The organism is Mesorhizobium sp. P2_E10, assembly GCF_056404235.1.
The window spans coordinates 126,483-142,413 of record NZ_JBFUEK010000009.1 but is presented as its reverse complement, the minus strand read 5'-3'; the positions used below and the strand labels follow the sequence as shown (position 1 = coordinate 142,413).

At 61.3% G+C, this 15,931-nt stretch carries 15 protein-coding genes; 9 read left to right on the top strand and 6 right to left on the bottom strand.

The features are described from left to right. Positions 1-210 precede the first annotated feature (210 nt). A complete protein-coding gene (locus AC1D0N_RS22965; protein ID WP_477247937.1) occupies positions 211-402 on the bottom strand; it encodes a hypothetical protein in 192 nt (63 codons plus the stop codon). 1,097 nt (positions 403-1,499) lie between these two features. Between AC1D0N_RS22965 and AC1D0N_RS22960 the strand changes: the two genes are divergently transcribed. Beyond that, entirely contained in the window at positions 1,500-1,706 is a 207-nt protein-coding gene (locus tag AC1D0N_RS22960) for a hypothetical protein (protein WP_477247935.1), read from the top strand. Positions 1,707-2,333: 627 nt separating this feature from the next. On the opposite strand, the gene AC1D0N_RS22955 is transcribed toward AC1D0N_RS22960, so the two are convergent. Then, positions 2,334-2,579, bottom strand: a complete 246-nt coding sequence (locus AC1D0N_RS22955) for a hypothetical protein (RefSeq protein ID WP_477247933.1) — start codon at positions 2,577-2,579, stop codon at positions 2,334-2,336. Between the two features lie 371 nt (positions 2,580-2,950). Here AC1D0N_RS22955 and AC1D0N_RS22950 point away from each other — a divergent pair, with 371 nt between their 5' ends. The 4 genes from AC1D0N_RS22950 to AC1D0N_RS22935 all read left to right on the top strand — a co-directional run bounded on the left by AC1D0N_RS22950 (position 2,951) and on the right by AC1D0N_RS22935 (position 7,769). Continuing rightward, positions 2,951-4,258 carry a polysaccharide biosynthesis/export family protein gene (locus tag AC1D0N_RS22950; protein ID WP_477247931.1) on the top strand — a complete coding sequence of 436 codons (1,308 nt, stop codon included), beginning with the start codon at positions 2,951-2,953 and terminating at the stop codon, positions 4,256-4,258. Between the two features lie 1,771 nt (positions 4,259-6,029). Continuing rightward, positions 6,030-6,404, top strand: a complete 375-nt coding sequence (locus AC1D0N_RS22945) for a hypothetical protein (protein ID WP_477247929.1) — start codon at positions 6,030-6,032, stop codon at positions 6,402-6,404. Between the two features lie 65 nt (positions 6,405-6,469). Continuing rightward, on the top strand, positions 6,470-6,901 hold the full coding sequence (locus tag AC1D0N_RS22940) for a cupin domain-containing protein (RefSeq protein WP_477247927.1): 432 nt from the start codon (positions 6,470-6,472) through the stop codon (positions 6,899-6,901). An 82-nt stretch (positions 6,902-6,983) separates the two neighbouring features. Next, positions 6,984-7,769 carry an alkaline phosphatase family protein gene (locus tag AC1D0N_RS22935; RefSeq protein WP_477247925.1) on the top strand — a complete coding sequence of 262 codons (786 nt, stop codon included), beginning with the start codon at positions 6,984-6,986 and terminating at the stop codon, positions 7,767-7,769. 8 nt (positions 7,770-7,777) lie between these two features. On the opposite strand, the gene AC1D0N_RS22930 is transcribed toward AC1D0N_RS22935, so the two are convergent. Further along, the gene (locus AC1D0N_RS22930) at positions 7,778-8,449 is read right to left on the bottom strand and encodes a YjbE family putative metal transport protein (RefSeq protein WP_477247924.1); all 672 of its coding nucleotides are present in this window, start codon (positions 8,447-8,449) and stop codon (positions 7,778-7,780) included. 237 nt (positions 8,450-8,686) lie between these two features. Here AC1D0N_RS22930 and AC1D0N_RS22925 point away from each other — a divergent pair, with 237 nt between their 5' ends. From AC1D0N_RS22925 to AC1D0N_RS22915, 3 genes are all read left to right on the top strand, one after another. Continuing rightward, positions 8,687-9,451, top strand: a complete 765-nt coding sequence (locus AC1D0N_RS22925; RefSeq protein ID WP_477247922.1) for a copper homeostasis protein CutC — start codon at positions 8,687-8,689, stop codon at positions 9,449-9,451. After that, entirely contained in the window at positions 9,448-9,948 is a 501-nt protein-coding gene (locus tag AC1D0N_RS22920; protein ID WP_477247920.1) for a GNAT family N-acetyltransferase, read from the top strand. The genes AC1D0N_RS22925 and AC1D0N_RS22920 overlap by 4 nt, the downstream gene beginning before the upstream one ends. A gap of 73 nt (positions 9,949-10,021) precedes the next feature. Beyond that, positions 10,022-10,507, top strand: coding sequence for an SRPBCC family protein (locus tag AC1D0N_RS22915; protein ID WP_477247918.1), 486 nt, complete (start codon positions 10,022-10,024; stop codon positions 10,505-10,507). A 72-nt stretch (positions 10,508-10,579) separates the two neighbouring features. Here the strand turns inward: AC1D0N_RS22915 and AC1D0N_RS22910 are convergent, their stop codons facing one another. From AC1D0N_RS22910 to AC1D0N_RS22900, 3 genes are all read right to left on the bottom strand, one after another. Continuing rightward, on the bottom strand, positions 10,580-11,377 hold the full coding sequence (locus tag AC1D0N_RS22910) for an FAD binding domain-containing protein (protein ID WP_477247916.1): 798 nt from the start codon (positions 11,375-11,377) through the stop codon (positions 10,580-10,582). Between the two features lie 116 nt (positions 11,378-11,493). Next, positions 11,494-13,842: a xanthine dehydrogenase family protein molybdopterin-binding subunit gene (locus tag AC1D0N_RS22905; protein WP_477247914.1), complete on the bottom strand. Its 2,349-nt coding sequence runs from the start codon at positions 13,840-13,842 to the stop codon at positions 11,494-11,496. A gap of 128 nt (positions 13,843-13,970) precedes the next feature. Continuing rightward, positions 13,971-14,471, bottom strand: coding sequence for a (2Fe-2S)-binding protein (locus AC1D0N_RS22900; RefSeq protein WP_477247912.1), 501 nt, complete (start codon positions 14,469-14,471; stop codon positions 13,971-13,973). Positions 14,472-14,670: 199 nt separating this feature from the next. Between AC1D0N_RS22900 and AC1D0N_RS22895 the strand changes: the two genes are divergently transcribed. Then, on the top strand, positions 14,671-15,921 hold the full coding sequence (locus tag AC1D0N_RS22895) for an FIST N-terminal domain-containing protein (protein WP_477247910.1): 1,251 nt from the start codon (positions 14,671-14,673) through the stop codon (positions 15,919-15,921). Positions 15,922-15,931: the final 10 nt, after the last annotated feature.

The following is a 15,931-nucleotide window of genomic DNA, read 5'->3' as shown; positions in this document are numbered from 1 at the left end:
ACTGATAAGCCCCAATCATATTAGCAAAGGTATATATATTAGCCAGCCGGACGCGCGCTCATCCTCAAGGCCGCTGCCGGTCAGGCCCAGCGGCCTTCCGCTGCCAGTCCCCCTCGCAACCAAGCCGCTGGGCCGCCCGCCATAAGTGCTTTCGAAAGTCGGCTTCCAGTCGCGGTTCCTGCGCTTGCGGCGTGGCCGTAGCAAAACGGCTCAAATTCGTGCGAACCGATCAAGCCCTAGACGTCGCCGCTGGCCTTCCGCGAAGACCAGAGCGAAAGATTCAATCTCGAACCATCGGGTTACTTCTTGGTCTTCCTCAACCACGCGGACGAACCACTCGCCGCAGGCCTCTACCACTTCCACACAAGGATGCACCTTGCCGTTCAGCGTCACGTCATCCATCGCAGCCGCTCCCTTAGAAGCAATGGGAAACGCCGATTTTTATATGACCGGCGCGGGTAGGCCTTCAATTAAAAAAGACATACCGGCAGATCCGGTAAGCAGGATGTGAACAAGCCCACATAGAGGTCACAAGGCCGCGCGTTTCCGCCACCCGCTGTCCCCTACAGCGCCGAAGCGAAAGCTATTGTGATCGACCTCTCTGCGAAAACAGCTCGGCAGTGATTTTGTCTCTGTCCCCACTATGCCTAGCGATCAAAGCGAGCGCTTCCTGGCGGCCAATGTTGCCGAGCTTCATGAGGTACGGAAGCTCAAACGTTCTCTTGTTGAAGCGCCATTCTGGCACGTACCGTGTTCGCGCTGTCGTTCCACCTTGAGGCATCATTTGGCTCCTCTCCCTATTCGATGATGCAGTCGCAAATTCCGTGCCTCTTGCTCCCCCGCGCTCGACGACATCTGGACTCTCGCGCTACGCGGTGTTTGCAAAGGATATGAGAAAGAAGGTTGGTGAAATCGTCTTCGGTCCAGAAGAGTTCGCCAAGTCCGATGGGACAGCCTGTAAAATCGGTGTCGGCATTGGTCTGGCCGTCGCTGGATAAAGAAAGGCCCGGAAGCCGAAGCCGCCGTCAATAGCGGGAGTGGCCAGCCGGTCGAGCGTGCAGCCCGTTTTTGTAAATCCGCTCTAGTACGTCACGAGCAGACTCGGCGCGCTCCCGTGTGCAGCCCATAAGTATTTTCCCGCCCAAGCTTGCGGGCTCGCTAGTGACGTCATCCCAAACCATCCAACCGCCAGTCGGTTCAAGAATGCAACTAAATCTACCCGGGCTTTCTTCCATCGCCCCATTCCCAACATGGGCGGAGCGTTTCATTATTTTAGCAGTCACGCAAGTAATGGCCAGCGAGGATCACTACCTCATTTGATCAAGGTTAATTTACGAAACAAAGGAAACCCTAGCGGTTCTTCGGTTTCGGTGTGATCTCCTTAATCTGCGCCTTACCTGACGTAAGGGGGCCGTTACCGGAAGCTCTCCCTTGCGGGAGGCGAAGCTTGCGTTCGCGCACAGGTTGCGCGATGCTGCCTCTTGGGCAAGGGGCAATCAATGGCAAGCAAGATCAATATCGAGAAACCGGCAATCGCCATCGACAAGTGGGAGGTAGCGATGAGTGAAGCAGTTGGCGGTGTCGCCCTACTCCTGTTCCCGACCGAAGGTGATGTTGTTCCGATTATACTTAGGCCCAGTCAGGCAACAAAGTTGGGCCACGATTTACAATCGCCCAAGTTCATACCCAAACCTACTGTCCAATAAGCCTCCAGTGGCCCTTGCATTTGGTACCTCTCTACATCGCCGCCCCGATGCTTGCCGGTGCCGTCTGGCGCTACAGGCAGCGCGACATACTTGCCGGCCATGCCCTTACTTCCGCGATCACACCATATGCAACTGCGGCCCGTCTGTTAGCCTATCTTGGCGGCGGACCCCATTTCCGCCCTGGCCGGCGCCCCCCACCTAAGCACCCCAACAAGCGCCCTTGCGGCGCCGGCCGTCTTCACCAGCGCTCGCTGCGGACCATCGTCCAAAAGGCTGTATTCCCACAACTCTAGCGAGAGCGGTACACTCACTACTCGGCGCGCTTCCCTCAAAGCGCCGTCGGTAAAGGCTCGGCGCCCCTCTTGTTTGTTCAGTGTCAAAGGAGGGCGCCGAGCCACAGACGTTCCATGGATCGCATGGAAGTAGCGGCTTAATTCACCGGCCCTGTTGGCCGCTTGCCTATCGCTCGCGCGTTGTTGCGAGTGCGATATAGTGTTTTTGCCAAGGACATGCGACGCAAGGTCGGCGAGTTAGTCCTAGGCGCGCCCGAATTTCTGCCGGTGCAATGAGACAATGCATAGCCACCACCATGAAGGCAGCCGCCTCTGGGTCGCGTCTGGCCTAGCTTTACTCCGCAGGTGTTTCTTCGGGCGGTGGCGTCAACACTGTGATGTCCATTCTGGCGATCTTCGATGCGGCGGCTCCTTGAGCGCTAGAACTCGTGTCGCCCGTTTCGGCAACCATTGCCTTGGCGCGATGTCCAACGCTGTCGGCGCTCTTGCCTGGCGCAAATCCTTCGCCTGTTTCTGGCTTCACCGCTTTCAGTTGAGTTTCCGGTATCTGCCGATGCTGACTTGCAATAACCGAAACCATCGTTTCCTCCTTTGGTGAGGATATCATGGTATCTGCTGTGGCTGTTGTGAGACTTACCACGCCGAAAACCTGCCATACCCGTGAGGCCGGGCGCGGCAAAGAGTTGCAAGTGAACTGATCGACCGATTAACTCAATTTGGTGATACTGCTTAGCTCTATTTGGTACTCACCACTGCTGGTCAACTTTGTTAGGCTCACGCCGTGGTTGCGGAATCCGGCAACGCGGTGCGCACGAGTTTTGCGCCTCGGATCGAAGCAAGGATCGCGCGTGGCCAGTGAGTCGTGGAGGTCCAGTCATGGATCGTGCCCAGAGGCCGAAGGCGGATTGCCGCAGCCCTGCATTCCCCCGCGGCAACCGACAATTCTCAACCGTGGCAGCCTTGTTTCATGGCGCCCGCGAGAGGTCACACTGCGCCACGATAAGCCTCATCCCGTTCTGCCTCATCCTGTTATTTGCTGTTTCAGCAAGAGGTCAGTCGGAGACTGACGACAAGCTCGTCCCTCAAGACACTGTCGAGGTAAATGTCTCGGGGTGGGATGCCTTGCGCGGCGGCGTTACGGAGGGCGCGGAGCTTAACCGTGCTTTTACGATCGATACAGCCGGGAAGCTGGATCTTCCAGCCATTGGACAAGTTCCCGCCGCAGGTCTGCGTGAGAGTGAATTGGCAAAGCTGATTACCGATCGCCTGCAGGCCAGAAGCGGGTTCGACGTGCGTCCGGTTACGACCGTCCAGCGCAGGCAATCGGCAGCGTCTTCGGGCCGCGCCAAAGTCGAGGGGCTCCCGCTGGCGGCGCTACCAGACATCAACGGTTCTCGCACAGCGCGCGAAGAACTCGATACGATGCGACGCGTCACAGCCGACGCAGGCGTACGGGCGCGTGCTGTTGTAGACGCAACGGCTCTTCAGGGACGAGCCCTTGAAGAGCAGAAGCAAAGAGCCGAACTGCTCGCGCGGGATCTGGCGATGGCGCAGCGCAAAGTCGAAAGCTTGCAGGCCAAAGCCGTTCTCGCTATCCGCGAAAAGGCCGCCGCACTCGGAGCGCACCAAGCTGCGGAGGTTTCGCTGTCTGGAGCGAGGCGCGCGCTTGACGAGGAGCGGCAGAAAGTTGAGCGCTTCGAACGCGATCTTGCCGCGGCGCACCAATCTCTCGATGCTCTGGAGGTAAGCGGAAAACTGGCTGCGGCTGCACAACTCGACAGCATTCAGCGCCGCGAGGTTGCCGAGGCCGCTGCAAAGCGAGCCGGCGAAGCGCTCGTATTGGAACGCGGGAGAGCAGATGCTCTCGCGCTCGATCTCAATGCTGCCAGCCAGGATCGTGACGCGGCAAAGGAGGAAGTCGACCGGCTTTCTGCTGCTTTGGAGCAACAGCGCGAAAGGGCCGTTGGCCTGGCCCGCGACCTCACTGCGGCGCGCAACGACATCGACATGCTGAAAGCTCGCGATGCGCCTCGCGCTCAGACCACCGAGCCCGCTCCCAAAGCACGCGCCAGTGATCGCGCAGGTACCGTTGCACTCGCAAGGAAGCAGGCTCGATCAACCCATGAACCTCAGGGGCGAGAAATCCGCAAAGTGGCGGTCCGCAAGTCATCGCAACCTGTTCGGCTGACGACGATTACGCTGCCCGCCACCTTGCTCCCGACGCGGGCGCCATTGCGCCCAGCACCAGGAATATGGTGATGCGCAAGTATCTGGCTTGCGCATTGACGATCGCAGTTGCGATCGGGCCTGCTTCTGCTCTTGACCTAGGTGTTGGAGGCAACGTCGGTGGTGTCGGGGTCAGCGCCGGTCTGGGCGTTGGCTCGAACGGCGCCTCCGTCGGCGTTGGCGCGAGCGTCGACGGAATCGGGGGGGCAAACGTTGGAGGGTCAGTCGGCACGGGATCGCTTGGCGCCAACGTTGGAGCCAGCACCAACCTCGGCGGTACGACAAGTGGTGGAGTGAGCACTGCGTTGGGGGGTACCACGGGGCCAGCCAGTGTCGGTGCCAGCAAGAAGACGGCCGCCCTGGTCGTGACCAAGGACGCGCCACACGCAATCGTCCTGCCACGCAGCCTCAGGCCTTCCAAAGGTGGTCGCGACATGTTCGGCCCGGGCACCACAGGTTATCCCATGCTACGGCTTCAGGTGCCGTTAACGGCGATACCTGGCACCCCGCCTGCCGTGGTTCGCGTCTGCCGCCAGGCGATCATGTCGGCTGCGACGCCACTTGGTGCCTTGCGTGTGCACGTAGTCAGCGCAGGGTCCCTGCGCCGACATCGTCGCGGCGCCCTCACCGCACCGATTGAGGTGCGCATAGACTATGCAAGGCAAGGCGGCATCGAGGTTCGGCAGGCACGGGTCGGATGTCGCCTCGATGCGGCGGGCACGGTCGTCGCGGTGAAATAGGTTTGATGAATCTGGCGTGTGCATCCTCAGCACGTTTGATCTCGCCCGGGCGCCATCCTCCGTCGCCGTCTTCTTCGCGCTGGCAGGCCGCGTGGTTGCGCTTTTCCGCAGCACGCCTGAAGAAACACAGCTGGCAACACTCACCCGAATTCCAGACGACTGTTGCGAGCAGGCCGGCCGCGCGCGAGCATCTGGCCCGTTGCCTGATCACTCTTTGCAGCGGCGGCATCGACCGTCCAGACATCAGGATGGCTCTGGACGGTATTGCAAAAGACAGGCGCGGCACCTCCGTAGGGGAATGGCCGGTGCGGCTTGCAGCCTTCGGGGACGAACATCGCACCGGCCACTGCGGTGGGCTTATGGGTTCCTCCCGCACCGCAAATTTACCGGCATATTAGCAACCACGCAATTAAGCCAATCGGTGGTCGCAGGCGTAGGGGGGTACCGTCCCCGTCCCGTTCCATCGGATGAAAGCTGCGTCCAGGCGCGCGCATGGCAAAGATGGATGGATGGCCACCGGGACAGCCATTAGCGGGGGAAAACGTTCGAACAGGGTTATGCTGCAGGGTTGCTAATATTAGGGTCTGCTTTAGCTGGCTCGCCCGCCCGAGCCGGTCAGGCCCGACGGTCAGTCGAATGCACCCCAACTTACTGTCGGGCCGCGGCTGTTTTGCTTGCCGTCAATGGCACCGGCTCAATGCAGTAGAACTCGCCGGGCGAAGACCCCAACCACCTCAAACCCGGCGAGCCTACACCTGATCGCAGTAGCGATCAGGGCCGGGATCAACCGGCGAAGCTTGCGGTGCAAGATGGATGCCGGCAATTCTCTCCCGAAATGGGACAGCACACATCTTCGCGTCGATCATCGATTGAAGGTCCAGCCCCGAGGCGCGGCTTGACCCATTGCGTCCGCTTCATGCCCTTCGCGCGGTGCCGGCGTGGTGCTGCACGCGTTTCCAGCGGCCTCGCGCATCGAGGCAAGCTTGGTCGACCAAGTGATAAATTGCCTTTGCCTCGCCCGGCAGTGCTTGGCGGGCGGCGGCATCCACGGTTATGAGCGTTGAATGCAGAACACTTTCGTCATCCGTGCGCCCATCCTGCTGTGGGCATGCCTGTCTTGCCTGCTCGGTCTGCAGTGCCTGGTCGACCTTGGCATGCTGGGCTTTCCCGATGGCTACATAACGCCATACGCGAAGGCGACCAGCGAACTGCTGCGCATTCTCGCCTGGGCATGCGTGGCGCAAAGTCTCTATTTCCTTTGCCGGGGGCTGTTCGGCAAACGGCTCGCGCCCGTCCTTCTCTTGCTGCAAGTCCTGATCGCTGCTGCATTGACTGTCGTACCGATCCTCATCGTGAAAAACTGCCCCCGCTCTCAAGCATGCAGCAGTGTCTATCAGGCGCTCACCAATACGATGATGGATGATGGCGCGGGCGGATGATGCTTTGGCGCAGCTTGCGCGCGCATCCTGGCTACGCGATGGTGAACCAGAACCTGGGAGGAACGATGCGAAAGATCATGGCATTGTCGCTGCTGTTCGCAGCCACGCTATCTGCAAACCCCGCTTGGGCGCTCGATGCCAGCGGCACCCCTGTGGTGGTGACCCCGCTTGCCTCGCGCACGGAGACCGCCTCCGGCCAGCCGATCACCTTGCCGCAGAAAAACGTCCAGGTCCTGGTTTCCACCTTTGACATCGCGCCGGGTGCGACCTTGCCGGTGCACAAGCATCCGTTTGCCCGCTATGCCTATGTCCTGGCCGGCACACTGAAAGTCACGGGTATCGAGAGCGGCAAGAGCAACACCTATCAGACCGGCGATTTCATCGTCGAGATGATCGGACAGTGGCATCAGGCCACCAATATCGGCACCGACCCGGTCAAGCTGCTGGTGATCGATCAGGTCGAAGCAGGCGCCAAGAACACGGTGTTGCGCCAGTAGCTTTCGGGAGCATCTTGCAGACCGGAATCGTGGGAAGGGAAATTCCGTGCGTAGGCAAAGTGGCTACGAGACGCTTCGACGCTTGTCCGCCGTTGTCCTTCTTGCGAGCAGCATCGCGCTATCAGAAGGTACGGCGGTTGCATCGTCGAAAAGCCCTCCGAAATACGACCACATCGTTGTCGTCATCATGGAGAACCATTCCTTTGATCAAATTTTCCAGACAAAGGAAGCCGCCTATTTGAAGAAGCTGGCAAAGGGAGGCGCTCTGTTTGACAACTCCTATGGGGTTGCCCACCCCAGCCAGCCCAATTATTTCGCGCTCTTTAGCGGCTCGACACAAGGCGTCCACGACGATGGCTTGCATAGCTTCGCAGCGCCGAACCTAGCCGCCCGTCTTCATGCCCACGGCAAGACATTTGCCGGCTATGTCGAAGCCGGATCCCCGCGAAAACACAATCCTTGGGAATCGTTTGTGGACGCAAAGGGCTTTGGCAAACCTTTGGCCGGTTTTCCCCGCGACTACACGAAACTGCCGTCGGTCAGTTTCGTGATCCCCAATCTCACAAATGATATGCATGACGGCACGATAAGCCAGGCGGATGTCTGGCTGCAAAGCCACCTTGGCGGCTACGCCAATTGGTCAAGGGCACACAACAGCCTGTTCATAGTGACGTTCGATGAGGATGACTACAGCACCAGAAACCGCATTTTTACTGTAATGTATGGGTCTGGAATTGAACCGGGGCGCTACTCCGAGAAGATCGACCACTATACGGTATTGCGAACCATAGAATACATCGAAGCCATAGCTCCGCTTGGCACCAGCGCAGCCAGACAGGTGATCGGCAGGGTTTGGCGGCGGCGCTAGGTCGGGCGTCAAGCGGGCGTTTGCGCAACGACTTGGTGGTCCGAGGTTTGCAAAACGAGCGCGTGGTAGTCGACCGCTGCCAATTGCCTGACGCCATCCAGCACCATGCTGCCGGCGACGTAGACGATGACCGCCAGACCAAGCCAGCCGATCCAGCGGTATCTGGCCAGCAGCGCCGCCACCAGCGTCGAGGCAACCGCCATCAGGACCACCGATAGGATGAGGCCAAAGATCAGCGCATCCATGTCGTCGCTGGCCGCGCCCGCCACGGCGAGCACATTGTCCAGCGACATCGAAACGTCGGCGACGATGATCTGGATGATTGCCGTCCGCAACGCCTTGGCCGGCCGCCCTGCCGCTGCCGCAGGAGCGGCGCCGTCGTCGCTGTCCCCGGCGGAGCGCAATTCGCCGAACATGTTCCAGCACACCCAGAACAGCAGCAGGCCACCGACAAGCATGATCCCAGAGATTTCCAGCAGCTCCACAGCCACCACGGCAAAAACGATGCGGATCACCGCCGCCGCGGCAATGCCTGATATGATCGCCTTCTGGCGCAGCTCCTTCGCCAGGCCGGCGGCCGCCATGCCGATCACCACGACATTATCGCCCGACAGAACGAGATTGATGGTGATGACTTCCAGATAGGCCTCGATCGTCGCCGGGTCGATCTGGAAGGGCATTCAACAAGCTCCGTGGAAGCGGGCGGACTGACCAGACGAGCGATTGACCACTATGGTTTGAGTGAGTCGTTCAAAGCCTACAATGGCGAAAAGATGCTCCCTACCATCTGGTGCTGATGGCGCCGGTGTCAAAGACAGGGCCGGCCTCGGCGTAGGTCCAGCCTACTATCCGGCTTTCGCAGCTATCGGCCCGATGCTACCGCTTGGGCGACTGGAATCAGCAATGGATTGGCCCCTTTGACCCCCGACAACAACGCTCGCTTGCCGCTGATCGAAATCTGCGTCGAAGGCATCGATGGCCTGCTGGCCGCGCAAGCCGCCGGCGCCGATCGGGTCGAACTCTGCGCCAGCCTGGTCGAAGGCGGCATCACGCCGAGCCTCGGCACGGTGCGCGCAGCACTTGAGCGCGCGACCATCCCCTTCCATGTCATCGTGCGGCCACGCGGCGGCGATTTTCTCTATGGCGAGGCGGAATATCGTTCGATGCTCGCCGATGTCAGTGCGCTCAGAGACCTCGGCGTGGCCGGCGTCGTCGTCGGCTGCCTGAACGCCGACGGCAGCATCGACGAGGAGCGCATGAGCGAACTGGTGCGTGCGGCCGGCCCCCTGAACGTTACTTGCCACCGCGCCTTCGACATGACGCGCGACCCGGCCGAGGCGCTTGAAGCGCTGGTCCGCTGCAAGGTGGGCCGCGTGCTGACCAGCGGCCAGCGCGACACCGCACTGGAAGGGGCTGCGCTGCTGGCGGATCTGGTCCGCCAGGCCGGCGACCGCATCATCATCCTCGGCTGCGGTGCGCTTGACCCCGAAAACATCGCCAAGGTGCTGGAAAAAACCGGGCTGACGGAGATGCATTTCGCCGCACTCTCGGACGTGCCGAGCGCGATGGCCTACCGCAACCCGCAAGTCGGCATGGGTGGCACCGACCTCGACCGCGAATACCGCACCACGGTCACCGACCAGGCGCTGGTGGCAGCGACGATCGCGGCGGTGAGGGCATGACAGCCGCCGCCGTTCCGGTCATCAGCCGCGTCTCGGCAGAAGACGAACCGGCAATCCTCGCGCTCAACAACGAGCATGCGGCCGAACTGTCGTGGCTGGAGCCGGAGCGGCTGTCCTTCCTGCTCGGCGAGGCATTTTACGCCCGCCGCATCGGGGCGCTCGAAGCCTTCATCATGACCTTCGACCAGGATGCAAACTACGACAGTCCGAACTTCCTCTGGTTCCGTGAGCGCTACCAGCGCTTCGTCTATGTCGACCGCGTCGTCGTCGCCGGTGCGGCGCGGGGCCGCGGCCATGCCCGCCTTCTGTATGGCGAACTGTTCGTGGAGGCCGCCCGCGCGGGCCACACCATCGTCACTTGCGAGGTCAACGCCGAACCGCCCAATCCGGCCTCGGATGCATTTCACGCCGCGCTCGGCTTTGTCGAAGTCGGCGACGCGGTCATCCACGGCGGCAAAAAGGCGGTGCGCTACTATGTCAGGCAGATCCCTGGCTGAGGCGGCGGCGGCACTGGTCACGCAAGGAAGCTATGGCTAAAATAAGCGTTTCCGCCAGCCAGGGCGAAACACCATGCCGAGCAACGTCTTTCGCTTCGACGAGAGCTGGGACATTCCGGGGGCAACGCCGCAAGAGGTTTGGGACGTGCTGTCCGACGCCGAGCTGCTGCCGCTCTGGTGGGGCGATGTCTACAAAGAGGTCGTGCCGCTCGACAAGAAGGGCAAGGGCGTTGTCGGTTCAAGAGCCAAAGCCCGGGCGCGCGGCGCCCTGCCCTATGAATTGAATTTCATCGTAGAGGCGGTCGAAATGGATCCCGGCAAACTCGTCGGGGTCAAGACGATCGGTGATTTCGACGGGTTGTGGCGGGCAGAATTGTCGCCGTCGGGCACGGGCACCCATGTCAAGCTGACCTGGCAGGTGACGGTCGAAAGGCCGATCCTGAAGTTCCTGGCGCCGCTGCTGCGGCCCGCCTTCGCCTGGAACCATCGGTGGACTACGCCGCGCGGGGAAGCCGGCCTGCGCCGTTATCTGGCTTGGCGCAAAGGCAAGGCCGTGTAGCACCGGTCATGCCTGCGCAACTCCATGAAAAAGGGCCGCGAAGGCCCCTTTTCTATTCTCCTTCGCAAACACTCAGGCGTTGGTCGCAGCCACCGCGCGCTTGGCCATCACCGCGATCAGATTGGCGCGATATTCGGCCGAGGCGTGGATATCGGTCATCAAATTCTTCGCCGAAACCTTCACGCCTTCCAGCGCCGAAGCCGCGAAGTTCTTGGCCAATACCGCCTCGATCTCCTTCGAGCGGAAGACGCCGTCATCGCCGGCGCCAGTGACGGCAACGCTGACCCCGTCCTTGCCCTTGGCCACGAAGACGCCGACGATCGCATAGCGCGATGCCGGATTGCGGAACTTTTCGTAAGCCGCCTTGGCAGGCGCGGTGAAGCTCACCGCGGTGACGATCTCGCCTTCTTTCAGCGCCGTCTCGAACAGGCCCTTGAAGAATTTGTCGGCCGCGATCGCGCGCTTGTTGGTGACGATGGTGGCTCCCAGCGCCAAGAGTGCTGCCGGATAGTCGGCCGCCGGATCATTGTTGGCGATCGAGCCGCCGATCGTGCCCTTGTGGCGTACCGCCGGATCGCCGATCAGCGACGCCATATGAGCGAGTGCCGGGCAGGCCTTGCGCAGCTTCTCGTCGTTGGCGACATCGAAGTGGGTGGTGGCGGCGCCGATGGTGATGGTCTTGCCCGACACTTTGACGCCTTGCAGCTCCTTGATCCGCGACAGGTCGACGAGATCGGAGGGTGCGGCAAGCCGCGTCTTCATGGCGGGGATCAGCGTCATGCCGCCCGACAACAGCTTGGCATCGCCCGTCTTGATCAGCTTTGCGGCTTCAGTGACCGAGGCGGCCCGGTGGTAATTGACTGCGTACATTTGGCTTTCTCCCTTAGGGGAAAGAGCGAATAGGGAGTAGCGAGTAGCGAATAGGAACCATCCTCTCGCACCGCCCTTTCTTCCCTATTCGCTACTCCCTATTCACTATTCGCTTTTCAATGCTTTGCGGTGCGGATCGCAGCCCACACAGTGGACGGCGATGCTGGCATGGCAAGATCGTTGGTGCCGATGGCGTCGGTGATGGCGTTGATCACCGCCGGCGGCGAACCGATGGCGCCGGCCTCGCCGCAGCCCTTGATGCCGAGCGGATTGCCCGGGCACGGCGTGTTCGAGGTCGAGACCTTGAACGACGGCAGGTCGCCCGCGCGCGGCATCGTATAGTCCATATAACTCGCCGTCAGCAGTTGCCCGCTGGCGTCATAGTGGGCGCCTTCGAGCAAGGCCTGGCCGACCCCTTGCGCGATGCCGCCATGCACCTGGCCCTCGACGATCATCGGATTGATGATGTTGCCGAAATCGTCGGCGGCGACGAACTGGATGATTTCGGTCGTGCCGGTTTCCGGATCGACCTCGACTTCGCAGATGTAGCAGCCGGCCGGGAAGGTGAAGTTCGACGGATCGTAGAACGCCGTCTCCTTCAGCCCGGGCTCCATACCGCCCGGCAGATTGTGGGCGGTGTAGGCGGCGAGCGCCATCTGGAACCATGGCACGGTCTTGTCGGTGCCGGCGACCTTCAGCGCGCCGTTTTCGATGATGATGTCGCCCTCGTCTGCCTCGAGCAGGTGGGCGGCGATCTTCTTGGCCTTGGCTTCGACCTTGTCGAGCGCCTTGACGATGGCCGACATGCCGACGGCGCCCGAGCGCGAACCATAGGTGCCCATGCCCATCTGCACCTTGTCGGTGTCGCCATGGACGATCGAGACACTGTCGAGCGGCACGCCGAAGCGCTCATTGACCAGCTGGGCAAAAGTCGTCTCATGGCCCTGGCCATGGCTGTGCGAGCCGGTCAGCACCTCGATCGTGCCGACGGCGTTGACCCGCACTTCGGCCGATTCCCACAGGCCGACACCGGCGCCGAGCGAGCCCACCGCCGCCGACGGCGCGATGCCGCAAGCCTCGATGTAGCAGCTCATGCCGATGCCGCGCAGCAGGCCCTTCTTGGCGGCCGCCGCCTTGCGCTTGGCAAAGCCGGCATAGTCGGAAGCCTTCATCGCCGCGTCGAGCGAGGCGGCATAGTCGCCGGCGTCATAGCACATGATGACCGGCGTCTGGTGCGGGAACGCGGTGATGAAATTCTTGCGGCGCAAGTCGGCCGGCGAAACGCCGAACTGGCGCGCCGCCGTCTCCATCAGCCGTTCCATGACGAAGGTCGCCTCCGGCCGCCCTGCCCCGCGATAGGCATCGACCGGGGCCGTGTTGGTGTAGATCGCCTTCACGTTGGCGTGGATCGCCGGGATATTGTACTGGCCCGACAGCAGCGTCGCGTAGAGATAGGTCGGCGTCGCCGACGAAAACAGCGACATGTAGGCGCCGAGATTGGCTTTGGTCTCGACCTTGAGACCGAGGATCTTGTGGTCCTTGTCAAAAGCCATTTCGGCGTGGGTGTGATGGTCGCGGCCATGCGCGTCGGTGAGGAAACTCTCGGTGCGGTCGGCCACCCATTTGACCGGCACGCCGGTCTTCTTCGAGGCCCACAGGCAGACGATCTCTTCGGGATAGATGTAGATCTTTGAGCCAAAGCCGCCACCGACATCGGGCGCAATGACGCGCAGCTTGTTTTCCGGAGCGACATTGTAGAAGGCGCTCATCACCAGCCGCGCGACATGCGGGTTCTGCGAGGTCGTCCAGCAGGTGTAGTGATCCTCGGCCTTGTCGTAGTGGCCGAGCGCAGCGCGCGGCTCCATGGCGTTGGGAACCAGCCGATTGTTGACGATGTCCATCTTCACGACATGGGCAGCCTTCTTGAAGGCGGCCGCGGTGTCGTCGGCATTGCCGATGTCCCAGTCGAAGATCAGATTGTTGTCGGCTTCCGGGTGGATCTGCGGCGCGCCCTTGTCCATCGCCTTGGAGGCATCGACGACGGCCTTCAGTTCCTTGTAGGTGATCTCGACGGCCTCGGCGGCGTCGCGTGCCTGGCCCTTGGTTTCCGCCACCACGATGACGATCGCGTCGCCGACATAGCGCACCTTGTCGAAGGCCAGCGGCGACCATGCGCCCATCTTCATCGGCGAGCCGTCCTTGGAGTGGATCATCCAGCCGCAGATGAGGTTGCCGATGCCGTCGGCCTTGAGCTCCTTCCCTGTGAGGACACCGATCACGCCAGGCATGGCTTGCGCCTTCTTGACGTCGATCTTCTTGATCTGCGCATGCGCGTACGGGCTGCGCACGAAGGCCGCATGCTTCATGCCTGGAACCACCATGTCGTCGACATAACGGCCGGCGCCGGTGATGAACCTTTTGTCTTCCTTGCGCACGACCCGAGCGCCAATACCTTCAATGCCCATCGCAGAAATTCCTCCCAGAATAGCGAGTAGTGAGTAGCCAATAGCGAGCAGGTGAATGGTGGTGAGTTGGAGCTCGGTCAGAGAAAGCCGACTACTCGCTACTCACTATTCGCTACTCGCTTCATCCCTCACGCAGCTTGTTTCGCCTTGCCCTTCGACGCCTTCGACATCGTCTTCGATGCCGCGAGGATCGCCTTCACGATGTTGTGGTAGCCGGTGCAGCGGCAGATGTTACCTTCCAGCTCGGCGCGTACCGTCGCCTCGTCGAGGCCTTCGGGATGGCGGGCGATCATATCGGTTGCCGTCATGATCATGCCTGGCGTGCAGAAGCCGCATTGCAGGCCGTGATGTTCCTTGAATGCCGCCTGCACCGGATGCAGGTCGGCGCCGTTGGCCAGCCCTTCGATGGTCACGATGCTCGACCCGGAGGCTTGCACGGCGAGCATCGAGCAGGACTTCACCGCCTTGCCGTCGACATGAACGACGCAGGTGCCGCACTGCGACGTGTCGCAGCCGACATGGGTCCCGGTGAGGCCGAGATTCTCTCTCAGGAAATGCACCAGAAGTGTGCGGCCCTCGGCAACACCGCTAATCCGCTTTCCGTTCACCATCAACGATATTTCAGACATGAAACCTCCCTGGGTACTACCTTGGTCGTTTGGCCGCCGGGTGGTGCCTGGGCGCTCCGGCTTTCGCTATTGCTACACCGCATAACGCGCGGGAAAAAGGCTACGAATTCCGAGGTTGCGAGCATGCAGTTCGTCCGAAATTCCGCATATTGTACTTTCGGTCACGCCGAATAGGCCTGGCCCATTGCCAAAGCCTCGCTTGAAGACAACAATCCCTTTCGACGCCCGCGCGCCCGATGCGCACAAAAAAGGCGTCGGAGGGAAACGCAGGAGAAAGCAGCTGGCCAGTTCACGCAGGAGCTACGCATCCGGCCTGTCGGCGCTCACCACGGACGAGCCCGACGCGGATGCTTTTGCCCGGGCGATAGCGGCCGAAGCTTTACTCATCGATGCCGGCTTCGCGCTCATCTTTTTCTCCCAGAGCCTCGTCGATGCAACGGCCTTGTCGGAAGCGCTGAAGGCCCACGCGCCGGCGCTTGCCTATGCCGGTTGCTCGACTGCTGGCGAAATCACCCCGCAAGGCCTGGAGGAAGGCCATATCCTTGCCTTGCTGCTCCCCTCCTCATCATTTTCGGTGGCCAGCACCATGGTCGATAATCTCTCCTCGTCGGGGATGGACAGGATCACCGGCGAAGTCGGGGCACTAAGGCGCCTGCTGCGTGGCCGCGTCGCGCACGAACCGGCCAAAAGCACGTTTGCGCTCTGCTTCATCGACGGCCTGTCCTATGCCGAGGAGGCGGTGACCTCGGCCATCCATTGGGGGCTCGACGACATTCCGCTGATTGGCGGATCGGCGGGCGATGATCTGAAATTCGAGACGACGCGGCTGATCTCGAACGGCAAGGTCACCTCGGACAGCGCCATCATCGTGCTGATATCAACGGAAATTCCTTTCCACGTCTTCAAGACCGACAATTTCGTTCCGACCGACGAAAAGCTGGTGGTGACGGCGTCCGACCCCGATCACCGCATCGTGCGCGAATTCAACGCCATCAATGCCGCCGAGGAATATGCCGCCTCGGTCGGTATCATGCCGCAGACGCTGACGCCGCTGAGTTTCGCCTCGCATCCGGTGGTGGTGAAGGTGGGTGGCGAATATTACTGCCGCTCGATCCAGAAGATGCACCCGGACGGCTCGCTGTCGTTCTTCTGCGCCATCGACGACGGCGTGGTGCTGTCGATTGCCCAGCCGAAAGACATGGTGGAATCGACGCGCGCTGCACTGAGAGACGTCGAGCAGCGGCTGGGCGGCATCGACATGATCCTCGGTTTCGATTGCGTGCTGCGCCGGCTCGACGCCCGCAACCGCCAGGTCTTTCGCGACATTTCGGAGCTCTACCGGGTCAACAATGTCATCGGCTTTGGCACCTATGGCGAACAGTACCGCTCGATGCATTTGAACCAGACCTTTACCGGCATTGCCTTCGGCGAACGCCAGGCGGCGGAATAGGATCTTTTCC